Here is a 17,160-nt window from a genome sequence, read left to right as displayed (position 1 = left end):
CTGACCTCACTTGTAATGCACGCGCCGCTCGATGAAGCGGAACTGGACGATGGTGAGCAGGATGACGAGCAGCATGAGGATGATCGACTGTGCGGCGGCACCGGAATAATCGAGGCCTTTGAAACCGTCGAAATAGATCTTGTAGACCATCAGTTCCGTGGCGCGGGCCGGGCCGCCCTGAGTCAGAACATCGACGATGCCGAAGGAATCCTGAAAACTCTCGGTGATGTTGATCACCAGCAGGAAGAACAGGGTTGGTGTCAGCAAGGGAAGCTGGATATCCCAGATGCGGCGCATCGGGCCCGAACCGTCCATGGCGGCGGCTTCGATGAGCGGGCGCGGAATGCCCTGAAGCGCTGACAGGAAGAAGATGAAATTATAGCCGATATATTTCCAGGAAAAGGCGACGATGACGGCGATCATTGCATCCTTGCCGTCGAGGGCCGGGTTCCACAAACCGGGCCATACCTGGTTGATGACCGAAAGAAGTCCGGCTTCGGGAGCCAGAATGAAACGGAACGCCAGCCCGAGAGCCGGAGCCGCGATGGCGTAGGGCCAGATGAAAACCGAGCGATAGAGTTTGTTGCCGCGCAGCTCACGGTCCGTGATCAGGGCCAGAACCAGAGCGATACCCATGGCAATAGACGTCGAGGCGAGACCGAAAATCAGGCTGCGAGAAATCGCGCCCCAATAGACCGGGTCTTGCAGCAATTGCATGAAATTATCGAAGCCCACCCAGACATTGCCGCCGCCCCATGGCTGCTCAAGCGTGAAGGCCCAATAAAGTGCCTGTGCGCTCGGCCAATAGAAGAAGACAAAGATCAAAAGCAGCATCGGCAATACGAATAGAAGGCCGATTGTCGTGGAGGAAAAAGTGACGCGCTTTTCCATGGAAGGTCGTTCGCTTTCCTCGGCGCTTATAAGGCAGCAGCCGAATGATAGTGCATGCAAAGGGACTGATCGGCGCAGAAAGCGCCGATCAGGTTGCGATTTGAACGATCAGGGAAGCTGTGCGCCCTTATAGGTGCGTTCAAAACGGCGGAGGATCTGGTTGCTGCGTTCTGCCGATGCATCCAGCGATGCCTGAACGTCTTCATTGTTGATGAAGATGGCCTGCAGGCCGTTGGCGATTTCCTGGCGAATCTGCAGAAGGCCGCCGAGACGGATGCCATGCGGTGCCGGGTCACTGGCAGGCGAAGCGGTCAGGCTTTTGATGGCGAGTTCACGACCGGCATAAGGCGCCTTGTCATAGAAACCCTGCTTCTGGAGATACTCGAAGCCTGAATTACGCACCGGAATATAGCCGGTGACCGTCGACCAGGTGAGGGCTTCCTCAGGCTTGGCGATGAAGTCGAAAAAGGCTGCGGCAGCCTTGTATTCGGCTTCCGACTTGCCCTTCAACGTCCAGAGCGAAGCGCCGCCAACGAAGGAGCTCTTGCGTTCGGTGCCTTCGTAAACCGGAAGCATCCCGACGCCCCAGTTCATGCCTTCCTTGGCGGTGCGGCCGATATTGCCGTGGTCGCCAACCGAGGTAAGGATGACCTGGCAGTCACCAGCGGAGAAAGCTTCGATGTAGGTCTGACCGGTAGCCTTGGACTTGATGACGGCTTCGCCGGAATCATACCAGCCCTTCAGTTCCTTGATGAAATTGACCAGCTTGCCCTTGTTGAAGGTCATCTCGGCGTCGAGGCCTTCATAACCATTGCGCTTGGAGGCAATCGGTTCGCCATGCACGGCTTCGAACTGCTCGACGAGCTGCCAGACTTCGTTGTTGGAAATGTCGAAGCCGAACGGGCAGGCGTAACCGGCAGTTTTCAGAGCCTTGAAATCGGCAGCCGCTTCTTCCCAGGTTGCAGGCGCGTGATCCTTGCCGATCTTGGCAAAGGCGTCTTTGTTCCAATAGAGCAAAGCGGTCGAGGAGTTGAAGGGGAACGAATACATTTCACCCTTGGACGTCGCATAATAGCTGGAAATGCCGGAGAAATAATCGTTCCAGTCGACATTGTAGCCCATGTCGGCCATCAGCTTGTTTGCCGGGTAGTAGGCGCCCGACAGCATGATATCGAGCGTGCCTGCATCCGACACCTGCGCGATGGTCGGCTGTTTGCCAGCGCGGAATGCGGCGATCGTGTTCTGTAGCGAGGCATCATAGGTGCCCTGCGTGGTGCAGACGACTTCATAGTCGTTCTGCGACTTGTTGAACCGGTCGCACTGTTCCTCGACGCGCTTGGCGATATCGCCGGAATTGCCGAACCAGAAGTCGATCTTGGTCTTTTCGGCGGCGGCCGGACTTGCGAGGAAAGCGGTAGCGATAACTGCGCCGATAGCGCTGAAAACCTTGGTCTGCATGAGAACCCTCGATATTGAGACGCGCACCTTTTTGAGCGCACGCCCTAATAACGAGTCAAAACAAAGTCATCCAATGAAGTTTATATGAATATTATTCGACGAATGATTGCTTTGGATGAATGTAATTTTCTGTAAATCAATAATGAAAATTCAGATTTCCTACATATAAATGTCATAATGGATGAGTGGAGATGCCGATCTATTCCGGATTCTCTATGGCGCGCCGCTTGATAAGCAAAAATCTGCGAATTTCAGCGCGACTCTCCATGACTTTATATTGCAGATAGGTGCAGCGAGTCGCCCGTATAAATTTCCGGACGCCTGATTTGTGTTTTGGCGGATCCCTTCACGAGCCCATCCTTTGGTTATGCGAAAGCGCCGTGGAAAATTAGCGTTAGTGCAAGAAAATACACAGGTTGATAGGGGTTTTTGCTAAATCCCTGCAAAATAATGAAAAATTATAAGCTGAAACCTGCTCCTCTTCCTTTAAAAAAGGAGAGAAAGGTTGCAGCGCTCACTGTTCGTCATCTGATTGTAACAGAAGTAGGCGAAGCATCCGGCCATTCCGCAGTTCGTTGGGGGACAACGAGCTTTGGGTTCTGTGTTGAAGAGGGGTGAAATATGGCGGGTTTGGCTATCGGTGCTGGTGAGAAAATGTCTTGCGCGATGCAGCGCATGATGTTGCTCGCATGCGTGAAAGTTGCACGCGGCATGTAGCCGTTTCCGTCATCTGCATGGCCCCTAACGGGTCGGTCTTCTGAACGGCGCTGTCGGGCGAAGACATTGCAGAAATCCTCCAAACAGCGTTCCGGACTGTCGGGACATTGAAAGTCTGAAACCCTCGCAAAAGCGAGGGCTCGATGAGCTTTGGCTTAATTAGAGTGTTGCAGATTTTCAACGGTCGTCTCGGAAGTAACGGTCTGTATCTTAATAGGAAAAAACGCCATTGACTAACGAAACCATCAATGAAAATCGTATTATGCAATCGTAAAAAACGACTCGTAAAAAAATCGAAACTTCAATCAACTTGATCCTGGAGGTCAGAAATGAACATCAAGAGCCTTCTTCTCGGCTCCGCTGCAGCCTTGGTTGCAGCTTCCGGTGCACAGGCCGCCGACGCAATCGTTGCGCCGGAACCTGAAGCAGTTGAATATGTCCGCGTTTGCGATGCTTACGGCGCTGGCTACTTCTACATTCCGGGCACCGAAACCTGCCTGCGCATTAGCGGCTACGTCCGTTATGACGTAAAGGGCGGCGATGACGTCTACACCGGTCTCGACCGTAAGGGCTGGGACAAGGGCGCTCGCTTCACGCTTCGCACCCACACCGCTTCGGAAACCGAACTCGGCACGCTGAAGACCTACACCGAAACCCGCTTCAACTACGGTGCTCTCAACGGCCGTGAAGACGGTGTATACGGCACGACCACGAGCGATGTTGATTTCCGTATCGGCTACATCCAGCTCGGCGGCTTCCGCGTCGGTATCGACGAATCCGCATTCCACACCTTCACCGGTTACCTCGGCGGCGTCATCAACGATGACGTGATCGCAGCAGGCTCCTACACCACCGGTCAGATCTCGTACACCTATAAGGGTGGCAACGGTTTCTCGGCTATCCTGGCTGTTGAAGAAGGCGGCAAGGGCTATGTCATCGACGGCTACACCCCGCACATCCTCGGCGGTCTGAAGTACGAAGGCGGCTGGGGCTCGATCGCTGGTATCGCAGCTTACGACTCGGTCATCGAAGAGTGGTCTGCAAAGGTTCGCGGCGACGTGAACATCACCGACCGTTTCTCGGTTTGGGTACAGGGCGGTTACGCTTCGGAAGAATCCCCGCTGCAGAACTACGGCCAGTGGGGCGGCGATTGGGCTGTCTGGGGCGGCGCGAAGTTCAAGGCAACCGACAAGGCTGTCTTCAACATTCAGGCTGCACACGACGATTGGGGCAAGACCGCAGCTACGGCTAACGTTGCTTACACGCTCGTTCCTGGCTTCACCATCACCCCGGAAATTTCGTACACCAAGTTCGGTGGCGAATGGCGCGATCGCGTCACCGAGAAGGACGCTTGGGGCGGTATCGTTCGCTTCCAGCGCTCGTTCTAATAACGGGTATGAAGACCGGATATCGGGGTAATGCCCCGATATCCAAACAAGCTTTGGCTAGGTTCATGTGCGCAGAAATGTGTCGGATCGTCTGACGAAGCTTGAAAAGACGGACTGATAATAATGTGACCTCCAGTCCATTGTTATAGGCAGGCGACAGGTCTCTGATCTGTCGCCTGTTTTTTATTGTGAACCTCGCTTCCGCGATTTGAGACGCACGTGTCGGGTTGAGCGAAACTGCTCCCCGGTCACCAAACGCTTGGCATTCTTCCAGAAAATCACTGTTTCTTCCGGTCTTCACGCACTGATCACATTGGCGTGCCCCTGCGTGAATGGAACTCCCGCGCGAAGCGTTTCCTGTTATAAATTTGACATGGAGGATCGACCGCGCGTGAACATCATCGTGACAGCACCCAAAGCCGACGGAACAGTGACGCAAACCGGTTTGAGCAATCTTCAGGTCGAAGTTGCCCATAAGATGCTGGCCCTGATCACCAAGGAACGCTGGCAGATCGGCGACCGCATTTCCGACGCTGCAATTGCGCGCGAGCTGCACGTTTCCCGTTCGCCCGTCCGACAGGTCCTGCATCTTCTGGTGCAGCGGGGAATTGTCGCGCAGGCGCCGAACCGCGGTTATCTTCTGCAGCGCTTTCCCGAACATGACGAGCTGTCCAACGAGATTTTGCCGCCGTCTGATTTGGAAGACCTCTATCACAGGCTGATGACCGCTCGCGCTTCCGGTGCGGTGGGTCTCGAAATTTCCGAAGCCGCCCTTGCCGATCAGTTCGAAGTAACGCGCGGTACGGTTCGCCGCACATTGATGCGCTTTGCCGCCGAAGGACTGGCTGAACGTCTGCCCGGCTATGGCTGGCGCTTTGCGGAAGCTCTCGATAACGAACATGCCGTCCATGAAAGCGATTCTTTCCGGATGGTCATTGAATGCGGTGCGCTGACGCAAGCCGATTACAGCCCGGTGCTGTCGGAGCTTCACGAGCTGAAAAAGACGCAGATCGAGATACTCGAACGTTCGATATCCGATTTTCCGGACGGCTACTGGTTTGACGTCAATGCGAATTTCCATGAAACACTGGTGTCATGGGCGAATAACCGGTTTCTCACCCAGACTATCCGCTGGCAGAACCATTTGCGGCGGCTGACGGAATCCTGCGAGTTTGATCGTTTGTGCGACGCGCGCATTCATCAGGCCTGCACGGATCATCTGGAAATTCTTCAGGCCATTGAAGCCGGGGATTTCGAGTTTGCAGCCGCGCTGTTGAAACGGCACATTGCCCGTCCGTCCCACGACGGCGTGTAACCGCTCACCGCAACAGGTTCTGGATTAATAAAAAGACCGGGGTCTGAAGCGATCCCGGTCTTTCTTTTGTTTTAGATTTTTGCGGCCTGCACAAAGCGCGGGTCGAATGTCTGCTCGAATGAAATATCCGCGTTGGCAAGTTCCGGATCGAGCGCCTTCAGCATTTCATAGAGGCTCTTGAAACCGTCTTCCGCGATCAGACCCTTTTCTGAATACATGGCGCGAGATTTCTCAAAGCCGGTTTTGTAGAGATCGCGGTCGCCGAGCAGATATTCCTCCGGCACGGCATCGGCAACGTCGTCGGCGGATGCCTTGTGAATCCAGTCCAGCGATTTGGCGAAAGCATTGACGACGCGCTGCGTGGTGATCGGGTTCGCATCGATGAAGCTCTGCTGCACATAAACTGTGGCAGCCGGATTGGTGCCGCCAAACAGCTGTCGCGTGCCTTCCTCGGTACGGGTGTCGATCAGCAAGGTGATGTCGCCATCGACTTCGAGGCGGGTGATCACCGGGTCGAGATGCACGAGAGCTGCGATTTCGCCCTTCTTGATGGCTGCAACCGCGCTCGCACCGCCGCCAACGCCGATGATGGAGGCCGCGTCTTCCGACAGGCCATTTTTCATCAGCGCATATTGCAGGAATAGCGAGGTCGATGAGCCCGGCGCCGTCACGCCGACATTCTGGCCCTTCAGGTCAGCGATGGTCTTGATCTCGCCTGCGAGGTCCTTGCGCACGCCGATGCAGATGCCGGGGAAGCGGCCAAGCTCGCAGATGGCCTTGATGTCCTGGCCCTTGTTCTGCATGCGGATCGTGTGTTCGTAAGCGCCGGTCACAACATCCACCGAACCGCCGATCAGTGCTTGCAGCGACTTTGCGCCACCGCCGAAATCGTTGATGGTTGCTTTCAGGCCCTGTTCTTCAAAGAAGCCTTTGCGTTCGGCAATTGTCAGCGGCAGGTAATAGAACAATGGCTTGCCGCCGACACCGAACATCAGTTCGGCCTTTTCAGGCGTTGCCGATGCATCCTGCGCATAGGCTGGCAGACGGGAAGCAATGCCCGCCAGTCCGAGAGCTGCAGCGCCCAGCAGGGCGTCTCTGCGAGTAATGTTCATGATTTTCCTCCTGAATAAATTCACGCGCCGTTATGCGTTGTGGGTTGCCGCCTTCGGACGCCAGACAAGCAAGCGTTCTTCGATGATGGTAACGCCCCAGTCGATGATCAGGACGAAGACGGTCAGCACGAGCATTCCGGCAAAAACGCCGGTTACGTCGAACACGCCTTCGGCCTGATGGATGAGATAGCCAAGACCAGCGGATGAGCCGAGATATTCGCCCACAACCGCGCCGACGACGGCAAAGCCGACGGCGGTGTGGAGGCTCGAAAACATCCACGACAAGGCTGATGGCAGGTAGACATTGCGCAGCAATTGCCGCTCGTTCATGCCGAGCATGCGGGCATTGGAAAGCACGGTCTGGTTCACTTCCTTCACGCCCTGATAGACATTGAAGAAGACAATGAAGAAGACCAGCGAAACGCCAAGCGCAACCTTGGACCAGATGCCGAGGCCGAGCCACAGGGCAAAAATCGGTGCAAGAACAACACGCGGCAGGGAGTTTGCGGCCTTCACATAGGGGTCGAAAACAGCTGCCAATATCGGCTTGCGCGCAAACCAGAAGCCGATCAGAACACCGGCAATCGAGCCAATCGCAAAGGCGAGCATGGCTTCGAGGAGTGTGATGCCGAGGTGATACCAGATCGTGCCTTCGGCGAACCATTTATAGATGCGCAAGGCGACATCGCCCGGCGCAGCAAAGAAGAACTTCGCCTTGGCGGGGTTGCCGAAAAGATGTGTGGCGGTGAAGACGTGCCACACGAGGACAATGGCGACAGCGACACTGAGCTGCGCCAGAAACAGCACGGGCTTTTTCATGCGCGTTCTCCGCTGGTCTGCTGATAGCCTTTGAGGACTTCCTCCTTCAGCGCACCCCAGATTTCACGGTGAATTTCGTGGAATTGGTTGTCGAGGCGAATTTCGGAGATCTCGCGGGGGCGTTCGAGCGGAATGCGATACTCCGCCATGATGCGGGCGCGCGGACCGGCAGACATGATCACGACGCGGTCGGCAAGGGCGATGGCTTCCTCAAGATCGTGCGTGACGAACATGACCGCCTTCTTGTCCTGCGACCAGAGATCGAGCAGCAAATCGCCCATGATGACGCGGGTTTGCGCATCCAACGGGCCAAAAGGCTCATCCATCAGCAGATATTTCGGGTTGCGGATCAGCACTTGTGACAGACCGACGCGCTTGCGCTGGCCGCCGGAAAGCATATGCGGATAGCGGTCGCCGAAGCTCGAAAGCCCGACGCGGGCAAGCCATTCCTTGGCCTGTTTGCGAGCCTCGGCCTTTGCCGTGCCTGCAATTTCGAGGCCGATGGCGACATTGTCGAGCACAGTCTTCCAGGGCATCAATGCATCTTGCTGGAAGAGATAACCCGCCTTGCGATTAAGCCCTTGCAGGCGCTGGCCGTTAATCTCGACGATGCCTTGTGCAGGCGTCAGAAGACCGGCCACGGCGTTCAGCAAGGTGGATTTTCCGCATCCGGTCGGCCCGACAATGGCGACGAATTCGTTTTCCGCGACCTTGAGATTGCTTTCGGCAACCGCATCAAATCGACCACCATCGGCCAGTTTGAACGAAATCTGCACATTCTTCAGCTCGATGGCTGTCGTACCGGGTTCGCTCGATTGGGCGAGCTTCACTTGGGCGTTCATCGTCTTCTCTCCTGGGGAAGCCGACGAGGCGCCTTGCCGCAATATTGCATATACTCACTCCTCCGAAGGCGCAGCTTCAACGATGGGGGTTGGGCAAGACGGCCTGAAAAAGGGGTGGCCTTGCATGTCGCGAATGAAGCGCGCAAACGTTCAATTCAGCCTTTCCTATACCGGGCATGCAACAAGGCGCAATGGAAAGCTGACCGCGCTTTGCATTATATCTACACAAATAAGTCTATACGAAACAATATTGCTGTTTGGCAACGCGCCGCAAATTGGCTGCTGTACAAAAGATCAAGCCGTCGGTTTTGTCTTAATTACATGCTGTCCGGCTGCTCACGCTTGCCCCTCGCGGCGCTATACGCCTATATAACAGACCAGTTCGTACATTTCTAAAACAGCTTAACGATCATAATGGACAGCGCAGTGGAGCTTGCACAGGCCCGCGCGGGACGGAAAAACGATCCCGACAGCACCAAGGAAAACATCCTCGAAGTCGCGACCGAGGAATTCGTTCATTCGGGATTTTCGGGTGCGCGCGTTGATACGATTGCCGAAAAGACCAAGACGTCCAAACGGATGCTCTACTACTATTTCGACAGCAAGGAAGGCCTCTATCTGGCCGTTCTGGAGCGGGCTTATGCCAAGATCAGGGCGCTCGAAAACCGCCTTCAGCTTCAGGATTTCGAACCGGAAGAGGCGATGCGCCGATTGATCGAAGCCACGTTCGATCACGACGACGCCAATCCCGATTTCGTTCAGTTGGTCAGCATCGAGAACATCCATCGCGCCGAGCATCTGAAGAATTCCAGTGTTTTCCAGCGCACCAATTCCGGGGTGATCGGGATTATTGCCGGAATTCTGGCACGCGGTGAAACAAGCGGTGTTTTCACGCGCAAGGTCGATCCGGTGGACCTGCATCAGATGATCAGCGCTGCCTGTTTCTTCCGGGTTGCCAACCGGCATACATTCGGCGCGCTTTTTGATCGGGATTTGATGGCCGATGAGTACCGGACACGGCATCGCAAGCTGATCGCGGATATGATCCTGGCCTATCTGAAATCGTGAGGCCCAAAATGGGTCAATGTCGTGCGCTGTGCAAAAATAGTCGTCATGCCAGATTGACCTGACTAACTAGTTCGTACATTTTCTCCATAAAGAAACCTGCCTTGCGATAATGGCGGGACGATAGGGGTGGAGTTTAAATTCCGTGACGGAAATAGTGACGCGGTCGGTTCGCGTGGGCTTGATTGGCAGCGGCATTGTCGCCTCTCGCACTCCAGCCATGCATATGCATGAAGGGCGTTTGAACGGTATCGATTACCGTTATGATCGGCTCGATCTGTCGGTGCTGGGCGTAGGCGTGGAAGCGCTGCCTCAACTGATGGATCAGGCGGAGAAAGACGGCTTTGCCGGACTGAACATCACCTATCCCTGCAAGCAGGCGGCGATTCAGTTCGTCGATGAATTGTCGCCGGATGCGGCGGCACTCGGCTCGATCAATACGGTGACATTCAAGAATGGCCTCCGGACGGGCTACAACACCGACTGGTGGGGCTTTGCGCAAGGCTTCCGCCGTGCTCTGCCTGACGCCCGGGTCGACAATGTTGTGCTGATCGGCGCGGGCGGGGCGGGGGTGGCCGTTGCGCATGCATTGGCGACAATGGGCGCGCGAACCGTGCAGGTTTTCGATCTTGATGCGGCTCGAACCGAAGCCCTGATTGCCCAACTCGCACCGAGGCATGAAACCTGCCGGTTTGAATCGGGCAAGGATATCGCCGCAACGCTGGAAGCTGCTGACGGGCTGGCCCATGCCACGCCGACCGGAATGGCCAAGCACCCCGGCGTGCCGCTGGATACGAGCCTTCTGATGCCCCGGCATTGGGTGGCGGATATCGTTTATTTCCCGCTTCAGACCCAGCTTCTTCTCGAAGCGGCAATGCGCGGGTGCGGTGTCGTCAATGGTGGCGGTATGGCCGTTTTTCAGGCGGTTGGCGCGTTTGAATTATTCACCGGGCTGACGCCGAAAGTCGATCGCATGATTGAACATTTCAGCTCTCTTGGCGAAGGCGGCGGCATTTAGATTTACGATGTATCAAAAAAACGGCCCGCATGAAGCGGGCCGTTTCTGCTTGGGGGGAGAATAAGGTTTACTCTGCAGGCTCCAGCTGTGGCACGGCATCGGTGATGACCGGCGCACCAGCCAAAGCGGCTGCGAGCTTGTCCTGATCCAGCTCGTTTTCCCAGCGTGCCACGACGATGGTGGCGACTGCATTGCCAACGAGGTTGGTCAGCGCGCGGCATTCCGACATGAAACGGTCGATACCGAGAATAAGCGCCATGCCCGCAACCGGCACTGCCGGAACGACGGACAAGGTGGCTGCCAGCGTGATGAAGCCAGCGCCGGTGATGCCTGCCGCGCCCTTGGAGCTGAGCATGGCCACCAGAAGCAGCAGGATCTGGTCACTCAATGACAACGGAATGTCTGTGGCCTGCGCGATGAAGAGGGCGGCCAGCGTCATATAGATGTTGGTGCCATCCAGATTAAACGAATAGCCGGTTGGAATGACGAGGCCGACGACCGAGCGCTTGCAACCGGCCCGCTCCATCTTGTTCATCAGGGCTGGCAGGGCCGCTTCCGAAGAGGAGGTGCCAAGCACGAGCAGCAACTCTTCCTTGATATAGCGGATCAAAGCGAGAATGGAGAAGCCGTTGTAGCGCGCCACCGCACCCAGAACCACGAGCACGAATAGCAGCGAGGTCAGGTAGAACGTGCCGATCAGCATGGCGAGATTGGCGATGGAGCCAATGCCATATTTGCCGATGGTGAAAGCCATTGCGCCAAACGCGCCGATGGGCGCAGCCTTCATGAGGATCGATACCAGCTTGAAAACCGGCGCAGTGAGGACATGCAGGAAGTCGGTGACCGGCTTGCCGCGGTCGCCCACGAGCGCAAGGGAAATACCGAACAGGACCGAGAAGAACAGCACCTGAAGAATGTCGCCCTCGGCAAACGCACCCACAATCGTCGTCGGGATGATGTTGCTGAGGAAACCGGTAATGCTCTGCTCATGTGCCTTGGTGGCGTAATCCGCGACAGCCTTGGGGTCGAGAGAGGCCGGGTCGATATGCATGCCAGCACCTGGCTGCACGACATTGGCGACGATGAGACCGATAATCAGCGCGAGCGTGGAGAAGGTCAGGAAGTAGATCATCGCCTTGCCGGCAACGCGCCCCACCTTCTTCATGTCGGTCATTCCGGCAATGCCGGTTGCGACCGTCAGGAAAATGACAGGAGCGATGATCATCTTCACCAGCTTGATGAAGGCATCGCCAAGCGGCTTCAGCTGCGTGCCAAGCTCAGGATAATAATGGCCGAGCAGGATACCGGCGGCAATCGCGACCAATACCTGAAAATAGAGATGCTTATAAAGCGGGATACGGCCGCGCGGTTCGTCCGCCGTGCCAGTCGGAACTGCAATCATTGTGTCCTCCGTTTGGCTCAGTCTGGATACTGTCCAGCCTCCCGAGCCTTCAATCTGAGATTTCAACGGCCCTCGACCGCTGTTGGAGGTTCTATTTGCAATGTCCGTGCCAGTTTGCGCGGTATCACCTATCATATTGAATAATATCAATATTATTGGAAATGCGGGAATGAGTTTACCCTATATTGTGCGAACTATTACACATTATGCTTTCCAATTTGTGCGAAATATCGCACAGTATCGTCCATGAATAAGCTGGCGCCGCCGATCATTGACGAAGCAGATCTTCGGGCCTCCAATCGGAGGGCCTGGGCTTTGTTTGCGCTCATATGTGCCGTGTTCTTCGCACTGGCATTCTGGCTGGTCGGCAACACCGCGCATGAGCGCGCCGTCGTGGCATTGAGCGAACAGGCGCGCATTGATGCCAATCTCAACACGGCGCTGCTAAGGGCTGTGCTCGACAAGCAACGCGCTTTGTCACTTGTTCTGTCGAAGGATCAGGAACTGGCATCGGCGCTTCAGGATAATACTGCTGCGACCATCGTTCCCGCGAACCGGAAGCTGGAAACGCTTGCGGAGGGCACGCAGGCGGCAGTGATCTATCTGGTCGGGATGGACGGGATCGCGATTGCAGCCAGCAACTGGCGCGGCCCGGTCAGCTTTGTCGGCAATGATTACAAGTTCCGGCCTTATTTCCAGCAAGCCCTGATCAATGGCGGCGAGGAATATTTTGCGCTCGGTAATGTGAGTTTCCGCCCGGGCCTTTATATCTCGCGGCGCGTCGATGGCCCCCATGGGCCGCTCGGTGTCATTGTCGTGAAACTGGAATTTGACGATCTGGAACAGGACTGGCGCAATGCGGGGCGTCCCACTTTCGTGACGGACGAACGCAATATCGTGCTCATAACCAGCCTGCCGTCATGGCGTTTTATGACCATCGGTCGCATCGGTCCGGAACAATCCCAATCCATCCGCGACAGTCTGCAATTCGGCGACGTACCGTTGCAACCTTTGCCGCTGTCCATGACGCCGGTGGGCGAGGGTGATGTGCTGCTGATGAATGCGCAACTGCCGGGTGAGGGGCGCAGCACGCAGTTTCTGGCCATTCATTCCACGGTGTCGTCCACACCCTGGCAGATGTACAGCATGGCCCCGACAAAACCACAGATTCCCGGTGCGGTGCGTGAGGCACGCCTGATTGCCTTCATCATCCTGACTGCTATTGCAACGATTGCCGGGCTGCTGCTGCGCAGGCGGCAGAAGGTTGTGGCGCGCATTGCCGCTGCCGGGCGCACACAACTGGAGCTGGAGCAGCGCGTCGAGGAACGCACACGCGATCTCAGTCTGGCGCGAGACCGGCTCGAAGCGGAGATCAGCGATCATCATCGCACCGAATCCATGTTGCAGGGTGTGCAGCAGGATCTGGTTCACGCCAACCGTCTGGCCATCATGGGACAGGTGGCGGCGGGCGTGGCACATGAAATCAACCAGCCTGTCGCGACGATAAGGGCCTATGCGGACAATGCGAAGACTTTTCTCTCGCGAAGCCAGCTGGATGCCGCAACGGAAAATCTCGATGAAATAGCCGCACTGACCGACCGCATCGGCACCATTACCGGCGACCTTAAGGCTCTTGCCCGCAAGGGGCGTTCGCCTTCCGAGCCGACACCGCTCAGTCAGGTCATAACGGGTGCGCTCGTGCTGCTGCGCAGCCGCTTTTCCGGCCGTATGGATCAGCTGGATATTGAATTGCCGCCGCCCGATCTTCGTGTCGTCGGACATTCCCTTCGGCTGGAACAGGTTCTCATCAATCTGTTTCAGAACGCGCTGGAGGCGGTTGAAGTCAGAGGCCATGAAGGGCGCATTGAAGTGCGCGCTACGGCAAAACATGAGACGGTGCTGGTCACCGTATCCGATAACGGGCCGGGCATGCCGCAACATATTCGCGACAACCTGTTTTCGCCCTTCAACACCTCGAAGGAAAAGGGCCTCGGCCTTGGTCTGGTGATCGTCAAGGAAATCGTCACTGATTATGGCGGGACCATATCTGCGGAAAGCAGTGCCAAGGGCACGGTCTTCCGCGTCGAATTGAGAAAAGCATGATGGATAATTCTCTTCCCGTTATTCTCGTTGATGATGACAAGGCTTTGCGCCGCGCCACGCGGCAGACGCTGGAGCTTGCCGGTTTTGCGGTCGCCGATTATGGCAACGCCATCGACGCGCTGACGGATGTCACGGCGGATTTTGAGGGTGTCGTCGTTTCCGATGTGCGGATGCCGCAGATCGATGGCTTGCAATTCTTCGCGCGGATCAAATCCATCGACGCGGATTTGCCGGTGATATTGATTACCGGCCATGGAGATATTCCGATGGCGGTTCAGGCCATTCAGGACGGCGCCTATGATTTCATTGCCAAGCCCTTTGCTGCCGACCGTCTTGTGCACAGCATTCGGCGTGCCGGTGAGAAGCGCCAGCTCGTGCTTGAAAATCGAGCATTGCGCGCCGCAGCGACCGATGCAGAAGGCGATCTGCCGCTGATCGGCCAGACGCCTGCGATGGAAAATCTGCGCCGGACATTGCGTGACATTGCGGATACTGATGTGGACGTGCTGGTGGCGGGTGAAACCGGCAGCGGCAAGGAGGTCGTGGCCCAGCTGCTGCACAATTGGAGCCGCCGTCGCAAAGGCAATTTCGTTGCGCTCAATTGTGGTGCGCTACCGGAAACCGTGATTGAAAGCGAATTGTTCGGCCATGAGGCCGGTGCCTTTACAGGCGCGCAGAAAAAACGGCTGGGACGCATCGAACATGCAAGCGGCGGCACGCTGTTTCTCGACGAGATTGAAAGCATGCCGGCAGCAACGCAGGTGAAACTGCTGCGCGTGCTGGAAATGCGTGAAATCACCCCGCTCGGCACCAATGAAATCCGCCCGGTCAATCTGCGCGTGGTGGCGGCTGCCAAGATCGATCTCGGCGATCCGGCGCAACGCGGAGATTTTCGCGAGGACCTTTACTATCGGCTCAATGTGGTGACGCTTTCGATACCGCCGCTGCGGGAACGCCGTGAGGATATTCCGCTGCTCTTCGCACATTTTCTGACGCGTGCGGCAAAGCGCTTCAACCGCGACGTGCCTGAGATCGACGCCGCCACGCATCGTCATCTGATGGGGCACATGTGGCCCGGCAATGTGCGTGAACTTGCACACTTTGCCGACCGCGTGGCGCTGGGTGTCGCGACCGCCAATAGCACGAACCGCCCGGTGGCGGATGATCAGGAGCCTTTGCCGAAGCGTCTGGAGCGTTATGAAGAAACGCTGATCCGCGAAACACTTGCCGCCAATAGTGGCAATGTGCAGGAAACGATCAAGGCGCTCGGCATTCCGCGAAAGACCTTCTACGACAAGATGCAGCGCCACGGCATCAGCCGCGCTGACTATCGATCCAATGAATAGCACTAAAATGAAGGAGAGCGGGCTCCTCCCCAAGAACCCGCTCTCCAGATGCATCGCCCCCCGCTTCGGTGCGATGCTTGTTTTTTCGGCCTAACTATTAGCTTTCTATATTTTTGTTGCAAGCAAAACGTTACACAGTTTTGCGGGAAAAAATCGCTATCCTCAACCGTTGCCAACGATGCTTTGCTCAAGAAGTTTAAGCGCATCCTTTTTGGTGAGTTCGGTCGGATTCCCGCCTGCAGTCGGATCAACAATGGCCATCTCGGCAATCTGGCCTGCCCCCTGAAAAGTGACCCTTCTTGAAGTATGCCTTATGAGCCTCAGAAGGATATTGAAATGGCAGCGATTGGAGCTGGATAAGCAATCGATCCTGCGAATCGATTGCCCAGCGGAACACGCAAGACAGAAGAGATAGTCACGAAGCTTCGCCAGGTTGACGTGCTGAATGCGCAGGGAAAATCGATGGGGGAAGCGATCCGCTCGATGGGTGTGACGGAAGTTACATATTACCGGTGGCGGAGCGAATATGGCGGCTTGAAGGACGACCAGGTAAAGCGCCTGAAGGAGCTGGAAGCGGAGAATGCCCGGCTCCGGCGCGCTGTTTCCGACCTCACCTTGGACAAGATGATTTTAGTTGAGGCCGCCAAGGGAAACTTCTGAGCCCCGCTCGTCGCCGCGCTTGCGTGGACCATGTGATCGATGACCTGAAGGTGTCCGAGAGACGGGAGTGCCGAGTCTTGGGTCAACATCGTTCCACGCAGCGCAAGATCGCAAAGACTCCGGATGATGAAGCAGCATTGACTGCGGACATCACGGCGCTCGCCCTCCAGTATGGTCGCTATGGCTATCGTCGTATAACGGCGATGCTGCATCATGCTGGCTGGATCGTGAACGTCAAGAGGTCGAACGCATCTGGCGACGGGAGGGGCTGGGAGGGGCTGAGAAGCAACCGAAGCGCGGTCGGCTGTGGTTGAACGACAGTTCGTGCATGCGGCTTCGACCGGAATATCCCAACCATGTATGGTCCTACGACTTCGTCGAGGATTGCACGCACAATGGCAGGAAAATCCGCATGCTCAACGTGATCGACGAATTCGCGCGAGAATGTATTGCCATCAGGGTCGAGAGAAAACTGAAGGCCGTCGATGTCATCGACGTGCTTTCCGATCTCTTCATCCTGCGCGGCATCCCCACCCATATTCATTCTTACAACTGCCCGGAGTTCATCGCCAAAGCACTCCGGGAGTGGATCGCAATAGTCGGTGCCAAAACCGCCTACATCATGCCGGAAAGCCCATGGGAAAACGGCTATTGCGAGAGCTTTAACTCGAAGCTGCATGACTAACGGCTCAACGGCGAAATCTTCTATACGCTCAAGGAGGCGAAGATCATCATCAAAAACTGGAGGCAGCATTACAACACAGTGCGGCGCCACTCATCGCTGGGCTTTTAAGCCACCGGCACCCGAAGCAGCCCTCAGGCCTCGCCAAAATGGACCGGCGTTAACACCAGCAGTGGCCAGTCGACCCGGCATGCACTAACATTCCAAACGGATCACCCCATAGTGGCAAGCCAGATTGTGTTTGATTACGAAAGGCGACCGAACTTGTTGTTAACATAACAACAAGAATAGTCGAGTTCGACAATACAGAAATTGAGAAGCATTAAATGTAATGACGAGTGG

12 protein-coding genes and 1 pseudogene are annotated in these 17,160 nt (G+C 56.2%); 7 read left to right on the top strand and 6 right to left on the bottom strand.

All coding sequences use genetic code 11. From position 1 onward, the window contains the following. Nucleotides 1-6: 6 nt before the first annotated feature. Together FHW03_RS11465 and FHW03_RS11460 are read right to left on the bottom strand one after the other, a co-directional pair. Nucleotides 7-891 (bottom strand): carbohydrate ABC transporter permease, encoded by an 885-nt coding sequence (locus FHW03_RS11465; RefSeq protein ID WP_182520732.1) that lies wholly within the window; start codon nt 889-891, stop codon nt 7-9. A 108-nt stretch (nt 892-999) separates the two neighbouring features. Next, nucleotides 1,000-2,349, bottom strand: coding sequence for an extracellular solute-binding protein (locus tag FHW03_RS11460; RefSeq protein WP_182520731.1), 1,350 nt, complete (start codon nt 2,347-2,349; stop codon nt 1,000-1,002). 1,046 nt (nt 2,350-3,395) lie between these two features. Here FHW03_RS11460 and FHW03_RS11455 point away from each other — a divergent pair. Both FHW03_RS11455 and FHW03_RS11450 read left to right on the top strand, forming a co-directional pair. Further along, a complete protein-coding gene (locus FHW03_RS11455; protein ID WP_182520730.1) occupies nt 3,396-4,454 on the top strand; it encodes a porin in 1,059 nt (352 codons plus the stop codon). A gap of 391 nt (nt 4,455-4,845) precedes the next feature. Further along, nucleotides 4,846-5,769 carry a GntR family transcriptional regulator gene (locus FHW03_RS11450; protein WP_377514641.1) on the top strand — a complete coding sequence of 308 codons (924 nt, stop codon included), beginning with the start codon at nt 4,846-4,848 and terminating at the stop codon, nt 5,767-5,769. 71 nt (nt 5,770-5,840) lie between these two features. Here the strand turns inward: FHW03_RS11450 and FHW03_RS11445 are convergent, their stop codons facing one another. Genes FHW03_RS11445 through FHW03_RS11435 form a run of 3 tightly spaced genes read right to left on the bottom strand, consistent with a single transcriptional unit; the run spans nt 5,841 to nt 8,542 of the window. Next, entirely contained in the window at nt 5,841-6,881 is a 1,041-nt protein-coding gene (locus tag FHW03_RS11445) for an ABC transporter substrate-binding protein (RefSeq protein WP_182520728.1), read from the bottom strand. Between the two features lie 30 nt (nt 6,882-6,911). Further along, complete coding sequence (locus FHW03_RS11440) at nt 6,912-7,700, bottom strand: ABC transporter permease (RefSeq protein WP_078336767.1); 789 nt, start codon at nt 7,698-7,700, stop codon at nt 6,912-6,914. Continuing rightward, a complete protein-coding gene (locus tag FHW03_RS11435; RefSeq protein ID WP_182520727.1) occupies nt 7,697-8,542 on the bottom strand; it encodes an ABC transporter ATP-binding protein in 846 nt (281 codons plus the stop codon). The genes FHW03_RS11440 and FHW03_RS11435 overlap by 4 nt, the downstream gene beginning before the upstream one ends. Nucleotides 8,543-8,956: 414 nt before the next feature. Here FHW03_RS11435 and FHW03_RS11430 point away from each other — a divergent pair, with 414 nt between their 5' ends. Next, complete coding sequence (locus tag FHW03_RS11430) at nt 8,957-9,610, top strand: TetR family transcriptional regulator (protein WP_182520726.1); 654 nt, start codon at nt 8,957-8,959, stop codon at nt 9,608-9,610. Between the two features lie 142 nt (nt 9,611-9,752). Beyond that, the gene (locus tag FHW03_RS11425) at nt 9,753-10,625 is read left to right on the top strand and encodes a shikimate dehydrogenase (protein ID WP_377514638.1); all 873 of its coding nucleotides are present in this window, start codon (nt 9,753-9,755) and stop codon (nt 10,623-10,625) included. Nucleotides 10,626-10,692: 67 nt separating this feature from the next. Here the strand turns inward: FHW03_RS11425 and FHW03_RS11420 are convergent, their stop codons facing one another. Next, a complete protein-coding gene (locus tag FHW03_RS11420; RefSeq protein ID WP_182520725.1) occupies nt 10,693-12,027 on the bottom strand; it encodes a dicarboxylate/amino acid:cation symporter in 1,335 nt (444 codons plus the stop codon). Between the two features lie 246 nt (nt 12,028-12,273). Here FHW03_RS11420 and FHW03_RS11415 point away from each other — a divergent pair, with 246 nt between their 5' ends. The 3 genes and pseudogenes from FHW03_RS11415 (at nt 12,274) to FHW03_RS11405 (ending at nt 17,017) form a co-directional block, all read left to right on the top strand. Then, nucleotides 12,274-14,130 (top strand): ATP-binding protein, encoded by a 1,857-nt coding sequence (locus FHW03_RS11415; protein ID WP_182520724.1) that lies wholly within the window; start codon nt 12,274-12,276, stop codon nt 14,128-14,130. Continuing rightward, nucleotides 14,130-15,476, top strand: a complete 1,347-nt coding sequence (locus tag FHW03_RS11410) for a sigma-54 dependent transcriptional regulator (RefSeq protein WP_182520852.1) — start codon at nt 14,130-14,132, stop codon at nt 15,474-15,476. The genes FHW03_RS11415 and FHW03_RS11410 overlap by 1 nt, the downstream gene beginning before the upstream one ends. Nucleotides 15,477-15,857: 381 nt before the next feature. Further along, a pseudogene (locus FHW03_RS11405) lies at nt 15,858-17,017 on the top strand (IS3 family transposase). The last annotated feature ends 143 nt before the right edge of the window (nt 17,018-17,160 follow it).

This window comes from Ochrobactrum sp. RH2CCR150 (genome assembly GCA_014138095.1).
Taxonomy (GTDB): Bacteria; Pseudomonadota; Alphaproteobacteria; order Rhizobiales; family Rhizobiaceae; genus Brucella; species Brucella gambitense.
This window is presented reverse-complemented; position numbering and strand designations above follow the sequence as displayed.

What these genes read in the sequence shown, in the direction of transcription:
- FHW03_RS11465 (WP_182520732.1), bottom strand. Translation starts at nt 891, where the DNA reads ATGGAAAAGCGCGTCACTTTTTCCTCCACGACAATCGGCCTTCTATTC.
- FHW03_RS11460 (WP_182520731.1), bottom strand. Translation starts at nt 2,349, where the DNA reads ATGCAGACCAAGGTTTTCAGCGCTATCGGCGCAGTTATCGCTACCGCT.
- FHW03_RS11455 (WP_182520730.1), top strand. Translation starts at nt 3,396, where the DNA reads ATGAACATCAAGAGCCTTCTTCTCGGCTCCGCTGCAGCCTTGGTTGCA.
- FHW03_RS11445 (WP_182520728.1), bottom strand. Translation starts at nt 6,881, where the DNA reads ATGAACATTACTCGCAGAGACGCCCTGCTGGGCGCTGCAGCTCTCGGA.
- FHW03_RS11440 (WP_078336767.1), bottom strand. Translation starts at nt 7,700, where the DNA reads ATGAAAAAGCCCGTGCTGTTTCTGGCGCAGCTCAGTGTCGCTGTCGCC.
- FHW03_RS11435 (WP_182520727.1), bottom strand. Translation starts at nt 8,542, where the DNA reads ATGAACGCCCAAGTGAAGCTCGCCCAATCGAGCGAACCCGGTACGACA.
- FHW03_RS11430 (WP_182520726.1), top strand. Translation starts at nt 8,957, where the DNA reads ATGGACAGCGCAGTGGAGCTTGCACAGGCCCGCGCGGGACGGAAAAAC.
- FHW03_RS11420 (WP_182520725.1), bottom strand. Translation starts at nt 12,027, where the DNA reads ATGATTGCAGTTCCGACTGGCACGGCGGACGAACCGCGCGGCCGTATC.
- FHW03_RS11415 (WP_182520724.1), top strand. Translation starts at nt 12,274, where the DNA reads ATGAATAAGCTGGCGCCGCCGATCATTGACGAAGCAGATCTTCGGGCC.
- FHW03_RS11410 (WP_182520852.1), top strand. Translation starts at nt 14,130, where the DNA reads ATGGATAATTCTCTTCCCGTTATTCTCGTTGATGATGACAAGGCTTTG.